The organism is Amycolatopsis sp. NPDC051903 (assembly GCF_044452505.1).
In the GTDB taxonomy this organism is placed as follows: Bacteria; Actinomycetota; Actinomycetes; order Mycobacteriales; family Pseudonocardiaceae; genus Amycolatopsis.
Genome location: NZ_JBITBT010000019.1, coordinates 130,729 through 149,761, shown reverse-complemented (window position 1 = coordinate 149,761; position 19,033 = coordinate 130,729). Strand labels below are relative to the sequence as shown.

General features: G+C 72.0%; 18 protein-coding genes and 1 pseudogene. 11 read left to right on the top strand and 8 right to left on the bottom strand.

The window, feature by feature from the left end; translation table 11 throughout:
- Positions 1–80: 80 nt before the first annotated feature.
- Both ACIA77_RS31805 and ACIA77_RS31800 read left to right on the top strand, forming a co-directional pair.
- Positions 81–386 (top strand): hypothetical protein, encoded by a 306-nt coding sequence (locus ACIA77_RS31805; RefSeq protein WP_395889701.1) that lies wholly within the window; start codon positions 81–83, stop codon positions 384–386.
- A 331-nt stretch (positions 387–717) separates the two neighbouring features.
- A pseudogene (locus ACIA77_RS31800) lies at positions 718–822 on the top strand (hypothetical protein); the annotation flags it as partial.
- Between the two features lie 166 nt (positions 823–988).
- Here the strand turns inward: ACIA77_RS31800 and ACIA77_RS31795 are convergent.
- Positions 989–1,984 carry a helix-turn-helix domain-containing protein gene (locus tag ACIA77_RS31795; protein ID WP_395889700.1) on the bottom strand — a complete coding sequence of 332 codons (996 nt, stop codon included), beginning with the start codon at positions 1,982–1,984 and terminating at the stop codon, positions 989–991.
- Positions 1,985–2,140: 156 nt separating this feature from the next.
- Here ACIA77_RS31795 and ACIA77_RS31790 point away from each other — a divergent pair, with 156 nt between their 5' ends.
- From ACIA77_RS31790 to ACIA77_RS31775, 4 genes are all read left to right on the top strand, one after another.
- Complete coding sequence (locus tag ACIA77_RS31790) at positions 2,141–5,854, top strand: S8 family serine peptidase (protein ID WP_395889699.1); 3,714 nt, start codon at positions 2,141–2,143, stop codon at positions 5,852–5,854.
- A gap of 120 nt (positions 5,855–5,974) precedes the next feature.
- Positions 5,975–6,436: a phage tail protein gene (locus ACIA77_RS31785; protein WP_395889698.1), complete on the top strand. Its 462-nt coding sequence runs from the start codon at positions 5,975–5,977 to the stop codon at positions 6,434–6,436.
- A gap of 159 nt (positions 6,437–6,595) precedes the next feature.
- Positions 6,596–7,720: an anion permease gene (locus ACIA77_RS31780; protein ID WP_395889697.1), complete on the top strand. Its 1,125-nt coding sequence runs from the start codon at positions 6,596–6,598 to the stop codon at positions 7,718–7,720.
- 12 nt (positions 7,721–7,732) lie between these two features.
- Positions 7,733–7,951 carry a hypothetical protein gene (locus ACIA77_RS31775; protein ID WP_395889696.1) on the top strand — a complete coding sequence of 73 codons (219 nt, stop codon included), beginning with the start codon at positions 7,733–7,735 and terminating at the stop codon, positions 7,949–7,951.
- A 36-nt stretch (positions 7,952–7,987) separates the two neighbouring features.
- Here the strand turns inward: ACIA77_RS31775 and ACIA77_RS31770 are convergent, their stop codons facing one another.
- Positions 7,988–9,013 (bottom strand): DUF2891 domain-containing protein, encoded by a 1,026-nt coding sequence (locus ACIA77_RS31770; protein WP_395889695.1) that lies wholly within the window; start codon positions 9,011–9,013, stop codon positions 7,988–7,990.
- A gap of 135 nt (positions 9,014–9,148) precedes the next feature.
- Here ACIA77_RS31770 and ACIA77_RS31765 point away from each other — a divergent pair, with 135 nt between their 5' ends.
- The gene (locus ACIA77_RS31765) at positions 9,149–9,766 is read left to right on the top strand and encodes a glyoxalase (protein ID WP_395889694.1); all 618 of its coding nucleotides are present in this window, start codon (positions 9,149–9,151) and stop codon (positions 9,764–9,766) included.
- Positions 9,767–9,867: 101 nt separating this feature from the next.
- A complete protein-coding gene (locus tag ACIA77_RS31760; protein ID WP_395889693.1) occupies positions 9,868–10,191 on the top strand; it encodes a hypothetical protein in 324 nt (107 codons plus the stop codon).
- A gap of 45 nt (positions 10,192–10,236) precedes the next feature.
- Here the strand turns inward: ACIA77_RS31760 and ACIA77_RS31755 are convergent, their stop codons facing one another.
- Positions 10,237–10,719 (bottom strand): carboxymuconolactone decarboxylase family protein, encoded by a 483-nt coding sequence (locus ACIA77_RS31755; RefSeq protein ID WP_395889692.1) that lies wholly within the window; start codon positions 10,717–10,719, stop codon positions 10,237–10,239.
- 133 nt (positions 10,720–10,852) lie between these two features.
- Here ACIA77_RS31755 and ACIA77_RS31750 point away from each other — a divergent pair, with 133 nt between their 5' ends.
- The gene (locus tag ACIA77_RS31750) at positions 10,853–11,731 is read left to right on the top strand and encodes an RNA polymerase sigma-70 factor (protein WP_395889691.1); all 879 of its coding nucleotides are present in this window, start codon (positions 10,853–10,855) and stop codon (positions 11,729–11,731) included.
- 55 nt (positions 11,732–11,786) lie between these two features.
- Positions 11,787–12,581 carry a PIG-L family deacetylase gene (locus ACIA77_RS31745; RefSeq protein ID WP_395889690.1) on the top strand — a complete coding sequence of 265 codons (795 nt, stop codon included), beginning with the start codon at positions 11,787–11,789 and terminating at the stop codon, positions 12,579–12,581.
- Here ACIA77_RS31745 and ACIA77_RS31740 read toward each other — a convergent pair.
- Entirely contained in the window at positions 12,576–12,983 is a 408-nt protein-coding gene (locus ACIA77_RS31740) for a RidA family protein (RefSeq protein ID WP_395889689.1), read from the bottom strand. The two genes, ACIA77_RS31745 and ACIA77_RS31740, sit on opposite strands and share 6 nt — an antisense overlap.
- A gap of 221 nt (positions 12,984–13,204) precedes the next feature.
- Here ACIA77_RS31740 and mtnA point away from each other — a divergent pair, with 221 nt between their 5' ends.
- Positions 13,205–14,182, top strand: coding sequence for an S-methyl-5-thioribose-1-phosphate isomerase (gene mtnA, locus ACIA77_RS31735; RefSeq protein ID WP_395889688.1), 978 nt, complete (start codon positions 13,205–13,207; stop codon positions 14,180–14,182).
- Between the two features lie 730 nt (positions 14,183–14,912).
- Here mtnA and ACIA77_RS31730 read toward each other — a convergent pair.
- The 4 genes from ACIA77_RS31730 to ACIA77_RS31715 are packed head-to-tail and all read right to left on the bottom strand — an operon-like array spanning position 14,913 to position 19,033.
- Positions 14,913–16,004, bottom strand: coding sequence for an MSMEG_0565 family glycosyltransferase (locus ACIA77_RS31730; RefSeq protein ID WP_395889687.1), 1,092 nt, complete (start codon positions 16,002–16,004; stop codon positions 14,913–14,915).
- 1 nt (position 16,005) lies between these two features.
- Complete coding sequence (locus ACIA77_RS31725; protein WP_395889686.1) at positions 16,006–16,839, bottom strand: carbon-nitrogen hydrolase family protein; 834 nt, start codon at positions 16,837–16,839, stop codon at positions 16,006–16,008.
- Complete coding sequence (locus tag ACIA77_RS31720; protein WP_395889685.1) at positions 16,836–17,654, bottom strand: carbon-nitrogen hydrolase family protein; 819 nt, start codon at positions 17,652–17,654, stop codon at positions 16,836–16,838. The genes ACIA77_RS31725 and ACIA77_RS31720 overlap by 4 nt, the downstream gene beginning before the upstream one ends.
- The gene (locus ACIA77_RS31715) at positions 17,651–19,033 is read right to left on the bottom strand and encodes an MSMEG_0567/sll0787 family protein (RefSeq protein ID WP_395889684.1); all 1,383 of its coding nucleotides are present in this window, start codon (positions 19,031–19,033) and stop codon (positions 17,651–17,653) included. The genes ACIA77_RS31720 and ACIA77_RS31715 overlap by 4 nt, the downstream gene beginning before the upstream one ends.

The following is a 19,033-nucleotide window of genomic DNA, read 5'->3' as shown; positions in this document are numbered from 1 at the left end:
GACGCGGACACGACGCATGCTCGCTGCGGCTCCTGACGCCTGCTCTCACCATCCATAGTGCTCGCGGTCTTGGGATGCTGGTGAAGCTCGCACTCACGGTCGTCGCCACGATCCTGCTGCTGGCGAACACTCCCGTCGTCGACCACGTCGCCGAGACGGGCCGCCGCGCGAGCAGTTTCGGGGTGCCCACCACCATCCAGCGCCCTGCCCAGTGCCGCGGACTTCCACCCAGCACATCGGCACCGGTGCCCGGCCAGCTCTGCGCGCGACGCCTCGACCACGACACCGCCGCACTCACCACGAGCGAGCGGCTCACAGCGCCGTTCGACATCCAGCCCCGGGGTGCTGCAGCAGCTGCGGCTCGTCCCCACGGACGCCACACCTGACCCCGAGAACTCCAGCTGGTTCTTCGGTGACCTGCACCTGCCCGCCCGGCTGATCACATTCCCGGTCTCGCCCTCGGCCACGACGCGCCCGCGCTGCCGAGAATGACCTCGTTCGAGCTGACCTCGGCAGACCTGTGAGCCACCGGCATCACCGCCGACCACCACCCCATCGAATTCCTGCGCGCCCACCTCGACAAACTCGCCATCCCCACGGGCCAACCGCTGGACGTCCCGACGGGCCCCGGGTCAAGGTCAGCAGCGCCGTCACCCACAAACAACGCCCGGCACCGCCAGCGGCGTCACGTTCCTCAACCGCGAAGACGAGACCGGCATGGCCGACGTGACTGTCGCCGTCGTGGAAGCTGCGGTGGCGTCGCACCCCGGTGCGGAGATCCACGTGCAGGAGGACGCGGGGCACGCCTTCCACAACCGGGTAGCGCCGATGTTCTACCGACCGGAAGCGGCCGCCCGAACATGGGCCCTGACGGTGGACTTTCCTGCAGCAGACGCTGCCGACCTCGTAACAGGCAACTCCAAACCACAACAACCGGAGAGTGCGGCGACAACCCGGCCCGAGCCGGGCTCCGGCCGGCACCACCCACTCACAGCCAGCCGCGCCGTTCAGCCAAGCAGCCGGCCTGGAATCGGGTCGACGCGCCGAGTTCGGTCATCACGCGCTGGAGCCGGCGGTAGGTGGTCCGGGTGCTCCAGCCGTTCACCCGCGCGATGGCCGTGTCGGTCAGTCCCGCCATCATCATCGTGAGCAGTGCCCGGGTTTCCTCGTCCGGTCGCGGGTTGCCGCCCACCGCGCTCGGCGTGGCCGCGGACGCGTCGAGCGGGGCGGCTTGCGACCATTCGCCCTCGAACAGGGCTTCGAGGGCGGTGAGCAGCGGCGAGCGCCGGACGAGGTAGGCGACCTGCAGGCCGCTGCGGCTGAGGTCGAACGGGATGAGGGCGTCCTGGTCGTCGCGGATGATCAGCTTGATGGGCAGGGTCCGGCGCGTCCGGGCTTCTTCGCCGCCGCGCACGGCGGGGAGGATGTCGCTTTCCAGTTTCTGGGGCCAGGTCAGCGCGTCCAGGCTGTAGATCACGCGGTGCGCCACGCCGTCGTTCTGGTGGCGCGCGATCTGCGCCTGGGTGTTCCTCGCGGCGCCTTCGCCCCCGGGTGGCTCGTAGTAGGGCGGCGTGTCGAACACCCGAACCTGGTGGTGCGCCTCGGATTCCATGAGGGCGACGGCCGCGGCGATCGTTTCGCGGTCGGTCAGCTGCTCGATCACGAGTTCGGGGCTCGTCCGGTGCGCGCTGCGGTGGGTTTCCGACAGCGAGTGCACTTTCGCGCGCGCCGCGCTCAGTTCGCGCTCCCGCAGCTGCACGAGCTGGTTGATCGCGATGTCCGGCGGCGCCGCCAGGTACCGCGCGGGGCTGCCGCTGCGCGTCACCAGGTGCTTCGCGGTGAGGGCGGCGAGGGTCCGCTGCACCGGGCCCGCCGGGCTCGGCAAGTGGTCGGCGAGCGCGGCGACCGTCGCCCCGGGAAGGGCGACCAGCGCTTCGTAGACCCGCTCCTCGTCGGCGGACAACCCCAGGACCGCGAGCTCCATGGCGAAGTCCTACCCGAGTTGTCGAAATTGTGCCAGCTGGCAGTGAGCAGCCACGCGGAGATCTTGTGGCGGGTGGGGGCGGCTGGCACTGTTCGGCCGTTCCGGTGTGGCAGTAGCGCCCACCGGTCTGCCCCTGCGCAGAAAGGAATCCCGTCGTTGAGAACTTCACGCAAGCGTCGGGCCGTCGCGGCGGCCGCGTGCCTCGCGTCGTCGCTCAGCTCGATCGTGGTCGCCGGTTCGGCGTCGGCCGCTCCCGGCGGATCAGCGGGGCACCCGGCCCCGCAGGCCCACACCGTCACCTTGATCACCGGCGATGTCGTCACGGTGAACGCGACCGGCGACCCCGCTGACAGCGGCGGGACGATCTCGGTCAAGGGACCGGACGGCGGACCCGCCAACGCGCGGATCCTGGAGTCGGCGGGAGACGTGTACGTCTTCCCGTACTCGGCGGTGTCCTACCTCGCCGGGGGAGTGCTCGACCGGCGGCTCTTCGACGTCACCGACCTGATCGCCGACGGCTACGACGACGCCCACCGCGGCGACCTGCCGCTGATCGTTTCCTACGCCGGCCAAGGCTTCCGCGCGAACACCGCGCCGCGGGGATCGGCGCTGGTCCGGCCGCTCCCGAGTGTCGACGGCGCCGCCGTCACCCAGAACCACGCGCAGGCGCGGGATTTCTGGGCCGCGGTGACGGCGGGGACGTCGTCGTCCTTCGCGCCGGGTGGAGCGGCACCGGCGTTCGCGAACGGCATCAACCACATCTGGCTCGACGGCAAGGTCTACGCGGACCTGGCCGAATCGGTCGCGCAGATCGGCGCGCCCGACGTCTGGACCGGCGGCGACACCGGGCAGGGCGTCGACGTCGCGGTCCTCGACACGGGCGTGGACGAAGGCCACCCCGATCTGGCGGGACGCATCGCCGGCACCCGCAGCTTCATCCCGGGCGAGGACGTCAAGGACCTCCACGGCCACGGCACCCACGTCGCCTCCACCATCGCCGGCACGGGCGCCGCGTCCGGCGGCACCGAAAAGGGGGTTGCCCCGGGCGCTCGCCTGCACATCGGCAAGGTGCTGGCGAACTCCGGCTCCGGCAGCGACTCCGAGATCCTCGCCGGCATGGAGTGGGCGGCGGTCGACGAGCACGCCAAGATCATCAACATGAGCCTGGGCACGCAAGAGCCCTCCGACGGTACGGATCCCATGTCGCAGGCGGTGAACCGGCTCAGCGCGCAGACCGGTGCGCTGTTCGTGATCGCGGCCGGCAACACCTCCGGCCCCGGCACCGTCAGCTCGCCCGGTGCTGCCGACGCGGCCCTCACCGTGGGCGCGGTGGACAGCGGTGACCACCTCGCCGAGTTCTCGAGCCAAGGTCCCCGGGTCGGCGACGGCGCGCTCAAGCCGGAGATCACCGCGCCCGGCGTCGACATCCTGGCCGCGCGGTCGCAGTACGCCTCCGAAGGCGAAGGTTTCTACCAGACGCTGAGCGGCACGTCGATGTCCACGCCGCACGTGGTCGGCGCCGCGGCGCTGCTCGCCGCGAAGCACCCCGAACTCACCGGCGCCCAGCTGAAGGACCTGCTCACCAGCACCGCCAAGCAGACTCCCGACTACACCGCGTTCCAGGCCGGCAGCGGCCGCGTGGACGTGGCAGCCGTCGCCCGCGCCGGGGTCTTCGCGTCGGCCACCGCGTACGCCGGGCAGGACGCTTCCGGCCCGGTCCAGCGCCCGGTGACCTACACCAACCTCGGTGCCACGCCGGTGAACCTCGCACTGTCGATCGCGGCGCCTGGCGCGCCCAGCGGGATGTTCGGGCTCTCGGACGACCGCGTTACCGTGCCCGCGCACGCCACCGCCACGGTCACCGTGACCCTCGATCCGCACGCCGCGCCCAGCGGGTCCACCGGCTTCAGCGCCCAGATCCTGGCCACCGGAGCGGACGGCGCCCTCGCCGCGCACACCGCGGTCTCACTCGGCGCGCCGGCGCACCTGCTGACCATCAACGTGAAGGACGCCGCGGGCAAGCCCGCGTCCGCCTTCGTCATGGTGCTGCGGGCGGGCGATCCGAACCCCATCCCGGTCCCGGTCGACGGCACGGTGAGCTTTTACACGCCGGACGACCAGTACTCGGCGCTCGGGTACCTGACCGTGCCCGGCGTCCACGGCCCGCGGTCGCAGGGGGTGGCGCTGCTCGGCGATCCCGATTTCACGTTCGACGGCGACCGCACGATCACGCTGGACGCCGGCCACGTCCGGCTGGTCGACGAGACCACTCCGCAGCCCGGCGTCCCCAGTTACCTGCGGCTCGAGTACTCGCGGATGCTCAACGAGAACGGCCGCTGGCACGACTTCGATCTCACCGACGCGGGTTTCGACAGCCTGTGGATCCAGCCGCAGGGCAAGGTGACGCACGGCGACTTCATCGTCGGGGCCCGGTGGCGCAAGGAACAGCCGGCGCTGACGGTGTCCGTCCGGGGGACCGGCTACACCGATGTCCTGCGGCAGGCGGGCGGCACCCCGTTGCCCGACGGAACCCGGACCCTGCCGCTCGTCTACGCGGGTGCCGGGGCGCCGTCGGACTACGCCGGTCTCGGCGCGCGCGGCAAGGCAGTGGTCATCCGGCGCACCGCGTCGGCGACCCCGGCCGCGCTGGCCGAGGCGGCGGCTGACGCGGGCGCCAAGCTGCTGCTGGTGGCCAACGACCGGCCCGGGAGACAGAGCCTGTTCTTCGGCACGGACTCACTGCACCCGAGCCCCGTCGACGTCGGGCTCCTGAGCCCCGACGAGGGCGACGAGCTGATCGCCCAGGCCCGGCAGCGCAACGCGGCGCTGCGCACGGAGTCGCACCCCGCGCCGGCCTACGTCTACGACCTCATGCACACGTGGGACAACGAGGTGCCCCAGGACATGATCGTCCACGCGTCGGGCAAGAACCTCGCGCGCGTCGACGAGACGTTCGCCGGCTCCGTCCCGAACGGCGGCGGTCAGGAATGGCGGTACGACTTCCCGTCGTATTCGGAGTGGGGCATCGGGAACTACGTCGCCATGGCCGCCGGCGCCCGCCGCACGGACTGGGTCACCACCGACGGCGCGAACCGGTGGGGCCACGAAGTCAACGACGGCCGGTTGGGCGAGTGGGGCGCCGCCCGGACGTACCAACCAGGCACCGTGTCGAGCGACGAATGGTTCACGCCCATCCAGCGGCCCTACCTCAACAACAACTACCTCGGGCCGACTCGCACGGGCGACCAGCTGCGGATCGACGTGCCGGGGTACGGCAACGCCGACCACGTCGGCGCGATCTCGGACTCGCAGCACGCCAGCCAGACCGTGACCCTCTACCAGGGCGACACCCAGCTGGGCAGGTCCGACAACGGACTCATCATGTACCCCACGGCCCCCAGCGCCGCGCCGCGGCAGTACCGCCTGGTCGTCGCGAACCAGCGCGACGCGTCCCTCAGTCCCTATTCGTCCTCCACCACGACAGCGTGGGCGTTCACCTCGGCCGCCCCGAAGGTCCCCGGCGAACAGGACCTGCTCCCGCTCCTGCAGATCCGCTACGCCGTTGACCCGGACGTGTCCGGATCCGTGCCACGTGACTCGAAGTTCGGTGTCACCGTCGAACAACGCGCCCCCGTTTCAGTGGGCCTGACCCCGGTGTCGGTCGCCGGCGGCGGCACCCCTCGCTCCCCCCGCGTCGAGGTCTCCTACGACGACGGGACCACCTGGACCCGCCTCACCGACGACCGTCGAGGTACCTACCACCTGGACGCACCGAGAAAGGCGCGCTTCGCTTCCCTCCGCGTGAGCGCCACCGACTCCGCCGGCAACTCCGTCACCCAAACGATCGTCCGCGCCCTCGGCCTCCGCTGACCCCTCACCTCTTGCGGCCCGCCCCACCACGGGGCGGGCCGCAAGGGCATACGCTGAGGTCGACCCTGGGTGGACGAGACCTGAGGACACCGACCGGACGTGCACACGGAGGAATTGACCATGCCCCACGCCGTGGACTTCGACACCGTATCGACGGCCGGTCTGGAATCGTCGCCGGTGGCGGCCGCGTTGGCCGGCCTGCGGGCGAACGAGGCCCGGTACTTCAAGAACAAGTACAGCCACGTCTTCACGGTCGAGCCGGCCGGCGAGTCCGCGTCGATCATCGACTGGGTGCACCGGATCCTCGAGGAAGAACGCGGCATCGTCATCTCCGCTCGCCCGCTCGAGGCGACCGAGTTCCAAGTCGAGAACATCCGAATGGCGTACGTCTTCTACGAAAACGGCCTGTCGATCAACGTGATGTACACCCTCGACGACTCCGGGAAGCGAGCGGTCGGGTTCAAGCTCTCCGACGGGATGGAAATCCCCGAGGAACTCGCGTCGTTCAAATTTGCCCGACAGAAGTCGAAGCTGGCCGGAACCATTCGCGGCTCCTACTTCGTCATCAAGAACGAGTACTGACACCGGATCCACGTGCTGCGGCCGCGGGTTGACCACGGCCGGTCCGCCCCGCGGCCGCCTGGACCCGCGGTCAAAAAGATCAAGCCGAAGCCGTCGCTATTTAGCTCGACGAAATATTCTGTTCAACTCGTGTTTGCCTGACAGTCGCAGTGTTTTCGCATGACCACGATCGTGTTGATCGTCATCATCACCGCATTGCTGTTCGACTTCACGAACGGTTTCCACGACACGGCCAACGCGATGGCCACTTCGATCGCGACCGGGGCACTGGCGCCCCGGGTCGCGGTGGCGGTGTCGGCGGCGCTGAACCTGCTGGGGGCGTTCCTGTCGGTCGAAGTGGCGAAGACGATCTCCGGTGGCCTGGTCAACGAAGCGGCCATCACGCCGACCGTGATCTTCGCCGGGCTGGTCGGGGCGATCCTGTGGAACCTGCTCACCTGGCTGCTGTCCCTGCCCTCCAGCTCCTCGCACGCGCTGTTCGGCGGGCTGATCGGCGCGACCTGGGTGGCCGCCGGCTCGAGCGCGGTGAACTTCTCCACCGTGGTCGGCAAGGTGCTGATCCCCGCGTTCCTGGCGCCGCTCATCGCCGGCGTGGTCGCGATGACCGGTACGTACCTCGCCTACCTGCTCAGCAAGCGCCGCAACAGCGAGACGGTCGGCCGCGGGTTCAAGATCGGCCAGATCGCCTCCGCGTCCCTGGTCTCCTTGGCGCACGGCACCAACGACGCGCAGAAGACCATGGGCGTCATCACCCTGACCCTGATCACCGCCGGCACCCTGCCGCAGGACGCGGGACCACCGACGTGGGTCATCCTCGCGGCCGGGCTCGCGATCTCGCTCGGCACGTACTTCGGCGGCTGGCGGATCATCCGGACGCTGGGCAAACGGATCACCCACATCGAGACGCCCCAGGGCTTCGCCGCCGAAACCACCAGCGCCGCCGTGATCCTCGTGTCGTCCAAGCTCGGCATTCCCCTGTCGACAACGCAAGTGTGCTCCGGCGCGATCTTCGGTGCGGGGGTCGGCAAGCGGCTGGCCACGGTGCGCTGGGGCCTGGCCGGCCAGATGGCGCTCGCCTGGCTGTTCACCATGCCCGCCGCTGCTCTCATGGGTGCGATCGCGGGCTGGATCGCCTCCACCGGGACGCTCGGCACCGTCCTCGTGGCCGTGGGTGGCGCGGCCGTCGCCGCGGGCATCTACGCGCTGTCCCGGATCCGGCCGGTCAGCGCCGCCACCGTCAACGACCCCGTCGTGCAGCCCCGGCCGGCCACGACCAAACCCTGACGGGAGCGACTCGTGCACCTCCAGTGGAACCTGCTGGGACTCGTGTTCCTGCTCTCCTTCGGCGCCGCGGTCGCCGTCATCGTCCTGGTGACCCTCGGGATCGCGGCACTGGCCCCCACCCGCGCCGACACCGAGGTCCCGGCCGGCGTCCGCTACGCCGCCGCCGGGCTCTGCTTCGCCGCCAGCGCACTGATCATCGGCTACGGCATCTACGCGATCGTCGCCGAGTAGCCGCCGGGCGCCACGCGCGGTTCGGCCCGACGTCGGTCATTCGGCGCGGGCGGTCAGGTACAGCACCGCGTAACAGGCCAGCCAGTGCTCGACCATGTAGTCGCCGCCGCTGACGTGGGCCAGTTCGGGTTCCGCGTGGCGCCGCGCGGCGGACCGCATCACCTCGGCGCGCGGGTCGCCGGCGGGGAGGTGGCCGGCCAGCTGCAGCCAGCAGTACGCGCGGCTGAGGTTCAGGCCGCGCAGGTGGGCGATCTGGCCGTCGCTGTCGTCGGAGACGGTGGCGGGGGTGAAGAGAGCGGCGGGGTGCGCGTCGGCGATGGCGGGCAGGAACCGGGTGAACCAGGTGTCGAAGGCCGGTGGCGACAGCAAACTCGCCTGCAGCAGGGCCTCGGTGAGTGCGGGAGACAGGAAGTCGGCGCCCGAGGGTTCCCAGCTGCCCGGGTAGTCGGCGTCGGCGCTGTACCAGCGGGTGGCGGCTTCGCGAATCGCCGTGAGCAAGGCGTCGTCGCGGGCCTGCGCGTACGGCAGGGCCCGGGACAGGCCGAACGCGCTGTTGTTGTGCAGACCGCCACGCACCGGGTAGGTCTGCTTCGGCAGCCACTGCAGGAACGCCTCCGCGACCGCCGCCGACAGCGGGGCGAGGTTCGCCGACCAGCGTTCGGCGTCCGGGTCGGCCCAGGTCGCGATCTCGTGGTGCAGCGCGAGCGCCCAGCCCCAGCCGTACGGACGTGCCCGCCCCGGCGCGGCCCGGAACGTCTCCGCCTCGACCGCGAGCGCCGGCGCGGTCAAGTGCTCGTCGAGCACGGTGCGGATGGCGCCGGTGGGCACCGCGTCCGGGACGGTGCGCAACAGCCGCACGAGCACCCAGTGCATTTCGACGCAGGAGTGCCAGTCGAGGCAGCCGTAGAAGGCCGGGTGCACCTCGCGGGGCCGGTGCGGGAAGTCCCCCGGGTGCCGCATCGTGCGGCGGATGTCGTTGGGGAACTCCTGCTGAACGGCGCGCAGGGTCACTTCGCTGAACTCGCCGGCCCGGGACAGCAGCTGGGCTCGCCTGGGGTCCATGCGGGGGTGCCTTTCGTCGCTCCGAGATCACGACGTTACGCGAAAGCAGGGCCGGCAGCCGTCGACTTCGGCCGCGGCCGGACTGAGCAGAATCGGAGAAGCACTGGTCAGGTGTGCGCGCTTACCGTCCCTGACATGACCTCCATCGACACCATCACCCTCGAAGTAGCCGACCCCGCGGCGGCCGAACGCTTCTACACCGACGCCTTCGGGCGGCAGGACCGCTTGCGGTTCCGCGCCGCGCAGGAGCCCACGAGCGGGTTCCGCGGCTACACGCTCTCCCTCACCGTCGCGCAGCCCGCGGACGTCGACGCGCTGATCGACTCCGCCACCCACGCCGGCGCCACGACTCTGAAGCCCGCGGCCAAGTCCATGTGGGGCTACGGCGGCGTCGTCCAGGCCCCGGACGGCGCGATCTGGAAGGTCGCGACGTCGGCCAAGAAGAACACCGGCCCGGCGACGCGCACCTTCGACCGCCTCGTGCTCCTGCTCGGCGTCGGCGACGTCGCGGCCAGCAAGCGCTTCTACGTCGAGCACGGCCTCGACATCGGCAAGAGCTTCGGACGCGTGTACGTCGAATTCGACACCGGCGAAAGTCCCGTCCGGCTGGGCCTCTACCGGCGCCGCGCGCTCGCCAAGGACGCCGGCGTCGCGCCCGAAGGCAGCGGTTCCCACCGCCTCACCGTGGGCGGCACCGCGTCCTTCACCGACCCGGACGGCTTCGCCTGGGAGACAACGGTTTCGGCGAACTGACCACCCAGCGGGCGAGCACCGGGCCGGGAAAACCAGGCGGAGAAACCGCACCCGGTCCGCGAACCTGGTGCGGTGACCGAAGATCCCGCTGCCCGCTGCGGATGCTGATCGGCCGCGAGATCAGCTCGCCGTGCTTCGCCCGCGACCACGTCGAACTGAACTTCGACGGAGCGGTCCGGCGTGCCTTCGCCAACCCGTGGGGCCGGCACGGCTGCGTCAACTGGCGCTTCCCGCACGGCACTTCGCCGACCGTCATGCGCTACTTCGTCGGTATGACCATCGACGAGTGCGAACTCATCCCGGGCCGCTTCCTCGCCGTCGATTCCGGCGAACACCGCTTCGCCGTTCCGCTCGACGCCGAGTCACGCCCAGGGCCGGAAGCCGCTCACCTGCGCACCGAGACCGGGCAGGTCTGGATCTGGTGAGCCCGCCCGGCCCGGAGCACCCCACCCTCCGGGCCGGACCACGGCTCAGTTCGCCACGTACTCCGCGAACATCCCCGGCTCGTACGCCCCACCCTCCTGGCGCACGATCACGTTCATGCGGTTGGCCGCGTTGATCATCGCGACCAGGCACACGAGGGCGGCGAGCTCGTCGTCGCCGAAGTGCTTGCGGGCGGCGGCCCACGTGTCCTCCGAGATGCCGGCGGTGTCGGCGAGGCGGGTGGCCTCCTCGGTGAGCGCGAGGGCCGCGCGTTCGGCCTCGGTGAACACCGTGGTCTCGCGCCAGGCGGCGACGAGCGCGAGCCGCAGCGGCGTTTCGCCGGCGGCGGTGGCGTCCTTGGTGTGCATGTCGAGGCAGAAGCCGCAGCCGTTGATCTGGCTGGCGCGGATCTTGACGAGCTCTTGCGTCGCCGGTGCGAGCGCCGAGCCGTCCAGCAGCAGGCTCGCGCCGGCGAAGCGCTTGGCGAACTTGGCGGCGAGCGCGTTCTCCATCAGGTTCATGCGGGTCATCGGTCGTCCTCTCGTGGTTTTCCCCGACGGTCGACCACCAGATGCCGCGGCGCCCACCGTTGTGACATGTCACGAACCGGCGGCCGCCGGCATCTCGTGGGGGACACTGTCCGGATCGAAGGGGGACCAGCGCATGGCCGACCGCAGCACCGACGTCTTCGTCACCCACCGCAACCTGCTGTTCACCATCGCCTACGAGATGCTCGGCTCGGCCGCCGACGCCGAGGACGTGCTGCAGGAGACGTGGCTGCGCTGGGTCGACGTCGACCTCGACGACGTGCAGAACCACCGCGCGTACCTCGTGCGCATCACGACGCGCCAGGCCCTCGGCCGGCTGCGGACGCTCGGGCGCCGCAAGGAGTCCTACGTCGGGTCGTGGCTGCCGGAGCCGCTGCTGACCGCGCCGGACGTGGCCGAGGACGTGGAGCTCGCCGACAACGTCTCGATGGCCATGCTGCTCGTGCTCGAGACGCTCGCGCCGACGGAACGCGCGGTGTTCGTGCTGCGCGAGGTGTTCGACCTGGCGTACGGCGAGATCGCCGAGGCCGTCGGGAAGAGCCCGGCGGCCGTGCGGCAGATCGCGCACCGCGCGCGGGAGCACGTGGCCGCCCGGCGCCCCCGCGGGCCGGTGTCCCGCACCGAAACGCGCGACGCCGTCGCTGCCTTCCAGCACGCCATCGAAACCGGCGACCTGCAGCGCCTGCTCGACATCCTGTCCCCGGACGTCGTCCTCCTCGGCGACGGCGGCGGCATCAAGCAGGCCGTGCCCAACCCGATCGTCGGCGCGGACCGAGTGGCGCGCGTCCTGGCCGCCGGCCTGCCCAACCTCGCGACGGCCACGCCCGCTCCCGCCCAGGTCAACGGCTACCCCGCCCTCACCGTCCACTTCGACGGCGCTCTGGACACGGTCCTCGCCCTGCGCATCGACGACGGCCTGATCACCGGCATCTACGCGGTGCGGAACCCGGAGAAGCTGTCGCACATGGCGGAGGAGACGTCGCTGCGGAGGTGAGCACTCGACCGGACGGAGGCGGTTTTTGTCGGCCCCCGCGGGTAGGTTCGATGACATGGCAACATTGGTGACGTTCCACGCCCACCCGGACGACGAGTGCATCGTCGCCGGGGGCGTGATGCGCAAGGCCGCCGACGAGGGGCACCGCGTGGTGCTGGTCGTCGCGACGCGGGGGGAGCTGGGTGAGGTGCCCGACGGGTTCCTCGCCGAGGGCGAGCAGCTGTGGGAGCGCCGCGTGCGCGAGACCCACGCGGCGGCCGAGGTGCTGGGGGTCAAGCGCGTCGAGTTCCTGGGGTACCGCGACTCGGGCATGATGGGCGAGGCGACGAACGACGGTCCGGGCACGTTCTGGACGGCCGACGTCGAGGAGGCGGCCGGGCGGCTCGCGGCGATCCTGCGCGAGGAGGACGCCGAGGTCCTCACGATCTACGACGACCACGGCAACTACGGCCACCCCGACCACATCCAGGTCCACCGCGTCGGCGCGCGGGCGGCGGAGCTGGCGGGCACCGAGCGCGTCTACGAGGCCACCGCGAACCGCGACCACATGCGCCGCGGGATGGAGGCGGCCGTCGAGATGGGGGCGATCCCGGCGGACCAGCTGCCGGACTTCGAGGGGCAGCAGCAGTTCGGCACGGCGGAAGCCGACATCACGGCAGCGGTCGACGTCACGCCTTTCCTCGACGCGAAGCGCGCCGCCATGCGGGCGCACGGGAGCCAGATCAGCGACGAGTCGTGGTTCCTCGCCATGCCCGACGAGGGGTTCCGCACCGCCTTCGGCACCGAGTGGTTCATCCGCGCCGGCCAGGGCCCGGGGATCACGGAGACCGACCTGATGGCGGGCCTATGACACGGCGGCGGTGACGTCCAGTTCGACGAGCTGACCGGGGTAGCCGAGGCAGGTCACGCCCAGCAGGGTGCTGGCCGTGCTGAAGGCCGCCCCGATCTTGGACGCGGTGAACCGGTCCCAGACCGCCGAGAGCACGGCGCGGTCGGCCGTCGCCACGTAGATCACGGTGCGCACCACGTCGTCGGGAGTCGCCCCGGCGGCGTCCAGCGCCGTCGCGGTGTTGGCGACGACCTGGTCCACCTGCTCGAGCACACCACCGGCCACGACGGCACCGTCCAGGCCGAGCGGACACTGGCCGGCGAGGTACACGGCGGTGCGGCCGGCCACGGTCGTCACGTGGTGGTAGCCGGGCGTGGCGTGCAGCCCGGGCGGGTTCTGGCGTTCGATGGTCACCGGCTGCATGGTGGTCGACCGACCGGGCTGGTGGCGACCGGTTTTCGGTGCCCGGGCGCGCCGAGGGTCAACGGTCCTCAGCATCCAGCGGCGGTCCGCGTCACTTGCCCACAAGCACGCGACCATCGGTTTCGGCGGATCGAAGCGGATACCCGCAGGTGCAGTAGTGGGTGCGCGGTGGGCCGGTTGTGCCGTTCAATGGTCCTCGACCGGGTTTCGCGGGAGGGTGTGTGCGCAGGACAGTCGACTGGGCTGACGGGGCCGTCGTGATCATCGATCAGGTGGCGCTGCCCGGGGAGTACCGGACGTGCGCGCTGCGCACCGTCGACGAGCTCGTCGACGCGATCCGGCGGCTGGCCGTGCGGGGTGCGCCCGCGCTCGGGGCGGCGGGGGCGCTCGGCGTCGCGCTGGCGGCGTTCGCCGGGGGTGACGTGCGGGGTGCGGCGGAGAAGATCGCCGCCGCGCGGCCGACGGCCGTGAACCTGCGGTGGGGGGTCACGCGGGCGCTCGGCAGGCTCGACGACGGCCCCGAAGCCGTGCTTGCTCTCGGCCTCGCGATGCTCGACGAGGACGAGCGGCTCAACCGCACCGCGTCGGGTCACGCGGCGGAAGTCGTGTTGCGCGAGTGCGCGCGCCGGCCCCTGCGGTTGCTCACGCACTGCAACACCGGCCACCTCGCGACGGTCGCGTGGGGCACCGCCCTCGGCGTCGTCTGGCACCTGCACGAGCGGGGGCTCGTCGAGTCCGTGCTGGTCGACGAAACGCGCCCGCTGCTGCAGGGCGCCCGGCTCACCGCCTGGGAGCTCGCCCAGGCCGGCGTGCCCCACCGCGTGCAGGCCGACGGCGCCGCGGCCTTCGCGATGGCCCGCGGCCTCGTCGACTGCGTCCTCGTCGGCGCCGACCGCATCGCCGCCAACGGCGACGTCGCGAACAAGATCGGCACCTACGGCCTCGCGATCGCCGCCGCCCACCACGGCGTGCCGTTCGTGGTCGTCGCACCGGAGTCCACTGTGGACACGGCCATCGCCACCGGCGCGGACATCGTGATCGAGGAACGCTCCCCCGCCGAACTCACCGAATTCCACGGCAGCCCCACGGCCCCCGCCGGCACCGACGTCTTCAACCCCGCCTTCGACGTCACCCCGGCCGCCCTCATCACCGCGGTCGTCACCGAAAACGGCGTCCGCACCCCTCAGCCGACACCGTAGACCGCCACGGTCCCCCTACCCGCCACGACGATCCGGCCCGGCGAGAGCTCCCTCAGCGGCGATGCGGGGGCTCGGGCCCGGCTCCCCCAGCGCCACTGCCCGGCTCCCCCAGAGCCATCGCCCGGCTCCCCACCCGCGCGAGCCGCGTGCCCGGCTCCCCACCCGCACCGGGCGAGTTGTGTGGCCGGCTGCCCACCCTCACCCGCGCGAGAGCCGCGTGCCCGACTCACCACTCGCACTCGCACTCGCACTCGCACTCGCACTCGCACGAGAGCCGCGTGCCCGGCTCCACGCCTCGCTCCGGTTCCGCGCCGCGCCCCCGTCCCGCGCCACGGTCTCGCTCTGCTGCTGCACTCTGGTCCTGCTGAGCACCAGCCCGCCCGCGCGACGGAAAAACCTACCCTCCCGGGGGCCGCCCATGATCCATTCTACCGGCGCACACCGACGAAACCCGGTGCTCAGCCTGCTTGTCCACACCCGACCCGAGTTGTGGACAAGTCAAGCCGCCGACTCCGACCCGCAGCGAGACACAAGGGCCACCGACTCCGACCCGTAGCGAGGCCGCCGAGGCCGACCTGCAGCGAGGCACTTGGTCGGATTCGACCATCCGCCGAGACCAGTGCACCCAGAGCCATCGGATTCGACCATCCGCCGAGGCTGGTGCACCTAGAGCCACTCGATCCGTTCACTAAGCGAGCAAAAGCCACACGCGGCCGACGGACCTATCGGATCAGCCCCCGACGCCGAACGGCACGGCAGTTCCGCGCTCCGCCAGCGACCGGTACAACGCCAAGTGCGCCTCAGCAGCGGCCGCCCACGTATGGCGCCGCGCCAGGGCCAGGCCGGCGGCCCGGTCGTCCGGGCCGGCCGACAACGCGTCGGCCAACGCGGCGGCGAACGAGGCCGGCGTGGACGCGAACCGGGCCACGCCGTCGAAGACCTCGCGCAGCACTGGGAGATCCCGGGTCACCAAGGGCACCCCGGCGGCCAGCGCCTCCATCGCCGCCAGGCCGAAGCCCTCCTTGGTGGAGGGAAACGCGAACACCGCGGCCGACCGCATCAGCGACGGCAACGCTTCGTGCGCGACCGGACCCAGCACCACCGGCGACAGACCCAGCTCGGCCGCCCGCGCGTCCCATCGGGCTCGGTAGTCGCGGTAGTCGAAGAGGGTTTCACCGCCCGCGATCACCAGCCGAGGGGCCGGAGCGGGCAGCAATGCCGTGGCCTCCAGCAGATCCAGGGAACCCTTGCGCGGCTCGATCCCACCCACCGCGAGGACGTAAGCGCCGAACCGCGCGCGCCAGTCCCCCGGCGGAGCCGAGGCGAACCGCGCGGCGTCGACGCCGTTCGGGATCACCGTCGAGGAAATGCCCCAGCCCGCGGAGAGTTCCGCCGCCACCGAGGCCGAAACGCAGACGTGCGCGTACGGCCCGACGAGAGCCCGCTCGTGGCACGCCGCCAGCTCGGGCGTCGAGAACGTGTCCAGGTGGTGCACCGTTCGCACGCAGCGGTCCACGGCGTTCGCCGAGATGCAGTCCTGCGCGTGGACGACGTCGAACGCGGCAGGCCGGAAAGCGCCGCGCAGCACCGAAATCGACCGCAGGATCCGCGCTCCCACCGCCTCGCCCGGCACGTCCAGGAACGGCACCACCTCCGTGCGCACCCGCGGGTCCACCGGCCGGAAGAAGCCGCTGTCGCCGCCCCGGCCGAGGGTCCACACCGTGACGTCCTCGCCCAGCGCGGCGAGCGCCTCGGCGAGCGCGAGGGTGTGCACGACGCCGCCGCGGGGTTTGGTCGAGTAGCTCAGCAACGCGATGCGCACGTCAGGCCTCCCGGTACGCGGCGGGTTTGCGTTCCCCCAGGTGGTGCAGCACTCGGCGCGCGCCCACGATTTCGCGCGCCACGTCCACCTCCGCCACCGCCAGCCCCGCCTTCGACCAGGTGCGCGCGAGGATCTCGCCGCCCGGCCCGACGACCTTCGCCTGGCCCAGGAAGCGCATGCCGCCCATCGCGCCGGTCTGGTTGGCCGACGCCAGCACCACCTGGTTCTCCGCCGCGCGGGCCTGGTCGTACAGGTCGAACAGCCGCGACTGCCGGTCCTGCGCCATCCGCGGCGCGCGGTTCGTGATGCTCGTCGGCCACGCCGAGAGGCACGCGACGATCTCGGCACCGGCCACCGCGAGCGAGCGCGCGGATTCGGGGAACGTCTTGTCGTAGTCGATCAGCATGCCCAGCCGGCCGACGGGCGTGTCGAACGCGGCGAAGGACTCACCGGCGTCGTAGGCCGAACGCTCGCCCGGCGGCTGGTGCACCTTGCGGTGGTGGCCCAGCACGCCGTCGCCCGTCACGCACACCGCCGCGTTGTACCGGCGGGCGCCGTCGGCCTCGCAGTAGCCCACGCACACGGTCATCTCGGCCGCGAGGGCCTGGATCGTCTTCAGCTCCGGGCAGCCGGGTTCGAGCGCGGGCGGCAGCGCGTCCGGGTCGGGGTGGCGCAGATCGGCGAGGTAGCCGCCGAGCGCCGCGTCGGGCAGCACCAGCAGGGCCGCGCCGCTCTGGCGGGCGTGGTCGATCAGCGTCGCGATGCGCCGCAGGTCGAAGTCGAGGTCCCGCCCGAAGTGCGCGGCCACCGCGGCGATGCGGACCGGCCCCGTCACGCGTACGCGGCCGGACGGCGGTCGGCCAGGTGCGCCATCGACCGCCGTGCGGTCTCCAGCGCGTGCTCGACGTCGACCGAAGCGATCGCCAGCCCCTCGCCCACACCGGTGTCGGCCAGCACCTCGCCACCGGGGTCCACGATCTTGGCGCTCGCGACGAACCGCAGGTCCCCGAACCCGCCCGATTGGTTCGCCGACAGCCACACCACCTGGTTCTCCAGCGCGCGGGCGCGGTCGAACAGGTCGAAGCGGCGTTTCCAGCGGTCCTCGGCGAGGTCCGCGCTCGGGTTGGTCCGGCTGCCCGGCCAGGCCGACATGCACACGATGATCTGGGCGCCGTCGAGCGCCAGCGTCCGCGCGGACTCCGGGAACGCCTTGTCGTAGCAGATCAGCATGCCGAGCCGGCCCACCGGCGTGTCGAACGCGGTGAACGACTCGCCCGCGCCGTAGCTCGCGTCCTCCGACAGCGGCTGGTGCACCTTGCGGTGGTGGCCCAGCATACCGTCGCCGGTCACGCACACCGCCGAGTTGTACCGCCGGTCGCCGTCGCGTTCGCAGTAGCCCGCGGTCACCACGAGGTCGCCCGCGATCGCGGCGAGCCGCCGGATCTCCGGGCCCGCCGGATCCAGCGCGGGCGGTCCCTCCGCGTCGCCGTCGAGGTTCGCGAGGTACCCGCCGAGCGCCGCCTCCGGCAGCGCGAGCAGGCCGACCCCTTCGGTCCGCGCTTCGGCGACCAGCTTCTCGATCCGCGCGAAGTCACCCTCGACGTCGCGGTCGAACGGCGCCGCCACCGCGGCCATCCGCACCGTGCTCATGTTCTCTCCTCGGCTCTCCCCAGTCCGGTTACCCCACCGGCGACCGCCGGTGTCAGCTCGCCGTCCGGCCACCGCAGCGCGACGCCCGCGCCCGCCACGAGCTCGCCGCACTCCGCCGTGACCGCCGCCCTGGCCGGGGCGGGCGCGCCCGCCGTCAGCACGGCGAAGCCCGGGAAGCACGTGAGCCAGTCGCCCACCGACGTCCCGGCCGGCCGCGGCACCCGGGCGACGTCGAGCACCGCGCCGCAGCCCGACGCCTCGGCGAGCATCCCGAGCGTGCCGGCGAGCCCGGCCATCGACACGTCCTTGGCGGCGGCCGGCCGGGCGCGGCCGACAGCGCCCAGCAGGTCCCGCAGTTCCGGGGTCCGGCGGCCGCTCGTCGAATCCCACTGGCGGCCCGTGTAGCCGGGCCGCCAGCGGCCGCTCAGGTCGGCGGTGAGCCAGACCCGTTGTCCCGCAACACCTCCGCCGCCGGGCACCGGGTGGGCGGCACGGCCGAGCGCGGTGACCGACAGCGAAGCGGCCACGCCGAACTGCGTGTGCCCGCCGAGCACCGGCACGCCATAAGCGGTGCTCGCCCTGCGCAGTCCGGACAGCACCCGGGCCGCGAAGGACGCGTCACGCGCACCCAGCGCGTCCAGCAGCGCCACGGGTTCGGCACCCATCGCGGCCAGGTCGTTGAGGTTCACCAGCACCGAGCACCAGCCGGCCCACTCGGGGTCGCGCTCGACCATCGACGGCACGATCGCGTCGCACGCCGCCACCAGGTCGGAACCCGGCACGGGCACCCCGTCGTCGCCGAGGAACCCCTGCACGCCGGTGATCCCGCGCAGCAGTGTCCCGAGTGGACGCTTCGTCGCCGCGGCCAGTTCGGCGATGCGGCCGATCGGCCAGCGCATCAGCACGTGGTCCACGCCGGCGACCGGCACCCGCCGGACGCTGTGCCAGCCGAGGCGGGTGAACATCTTCTCGTTGCGCACCTGCACCGTCGCATCGAAGCGCAGCGCGCCCTCCAGCTCGGCGCGTGCACACGCGGCGCGCACCAGCGCTCGGCCGACGCCGGGCGGGCTGCCCGGCGCGACGACCAGCCGGCCACCGGTCCACCAGCCGAGGTCCGGGCCGTCGTGCGCGGGCCCGAGGCGGACGCCACCGAGCACCCCGCCGTCGCCGGACCGCGCGATGAGCACCACCGTGCGCGGATCGGTGTCGCGGTCGTCGAGGTCGTGCCGGTCGAACAGGCCTTGGCGCACCACGAACGTGTCGTGCCGCAGGGCGCGGTAGGCCGTCAGTCCACTGTGGCCGGCGGGTTCGATGGAAAACGGCGGAGGCGCCGCGCCACTGCGCCCGTCACCGAGCAGAGCCAGGATGTCGTGGTCCAC

Excerpts from the sequence above, each read along its gene's own strand:
- ACIA77_RS31795 (WP_395889700.1), bottom strand. The coding sequence starts at position 1,984 with ATGGAGCTCGCGGTCCTGGGGTTGTCCGCCGACGAGGAGCGGGTCTAC.
- ACIA77_RS31785 (WP_395889698.1), top strand. The coding sequence starts at position 5,975 with ATGCCCCACGCCGTGGACTTCGACACCGTATCGACGGCCGGTCTGGAA.
- ACIA77_RS31780 (WP_395889697.1), top strand. The coding sequence starts at position 6,596 with ATGACCACGATCGTGTTGATCGTCATCATCACCGCATTGCTGTTCGAC.
- ACIA77_RS31770 (WP_395889695.1), bottom strand. The coding sequence starts at position 9,013 with ATGGACCCCAGGCGAGCCCAGCTGCTGTCCCGGGCCGGCGAGTTCAGC.
- ACIA77_RS31765 (WP_395889694.1), top strand. The coding sequence starts at position 9,149 with ATGACCTCCATCGACACCATCACCCTCGAAGTAGCCGACCCCGCGGCG.
- ACIA77_RS31760 (WP_395889693.1), top strand. The coding sequence starts at position 9,868 with ATGCTGATCGGCCGCGAGATCAGCTCGCCGTGCTTCGCCCGCGACCAC.
- ACIA77_RS31755 (WP_395889692.1), bottom strand. The coding sequence starts at position 10,719 with ATGACCCGCATGAACCTGATGGAGAACGCGCTCGCCGCCAAGTTCGCC.
- ACIA77_RS31750 (WP_395889691.1), top strand. The coding sequence starts at position 10,853 with ATGGCCGACCGCAGCACCGACGTCTTCGTCACCCACCGCAACCTGCTG.
- ACIA77_RS31745 (WP_395889690.1), top strand. The coding sequence starts at position 11,787 with ATGGCAACATTGGTGACGTTCCACGCCCACCCGGACGACGAGTGCATC.
- ACIA77_RS31740 (WP_395889689.1), bottom strand. The coding sequence starts at position 12,983 with ATGCAGCCGGTGACCATCGAACGCCAGAACCCGCCCGGGCTGCACGCC.
- ACIA77_RS31720 (WP_395889685.1), bottom strand. The coding sequence starts at position 17,654 with ATGAGCACGGTGCGGATGGCCGCGGTGGCGGCGCCGTTCGACCGCGAC.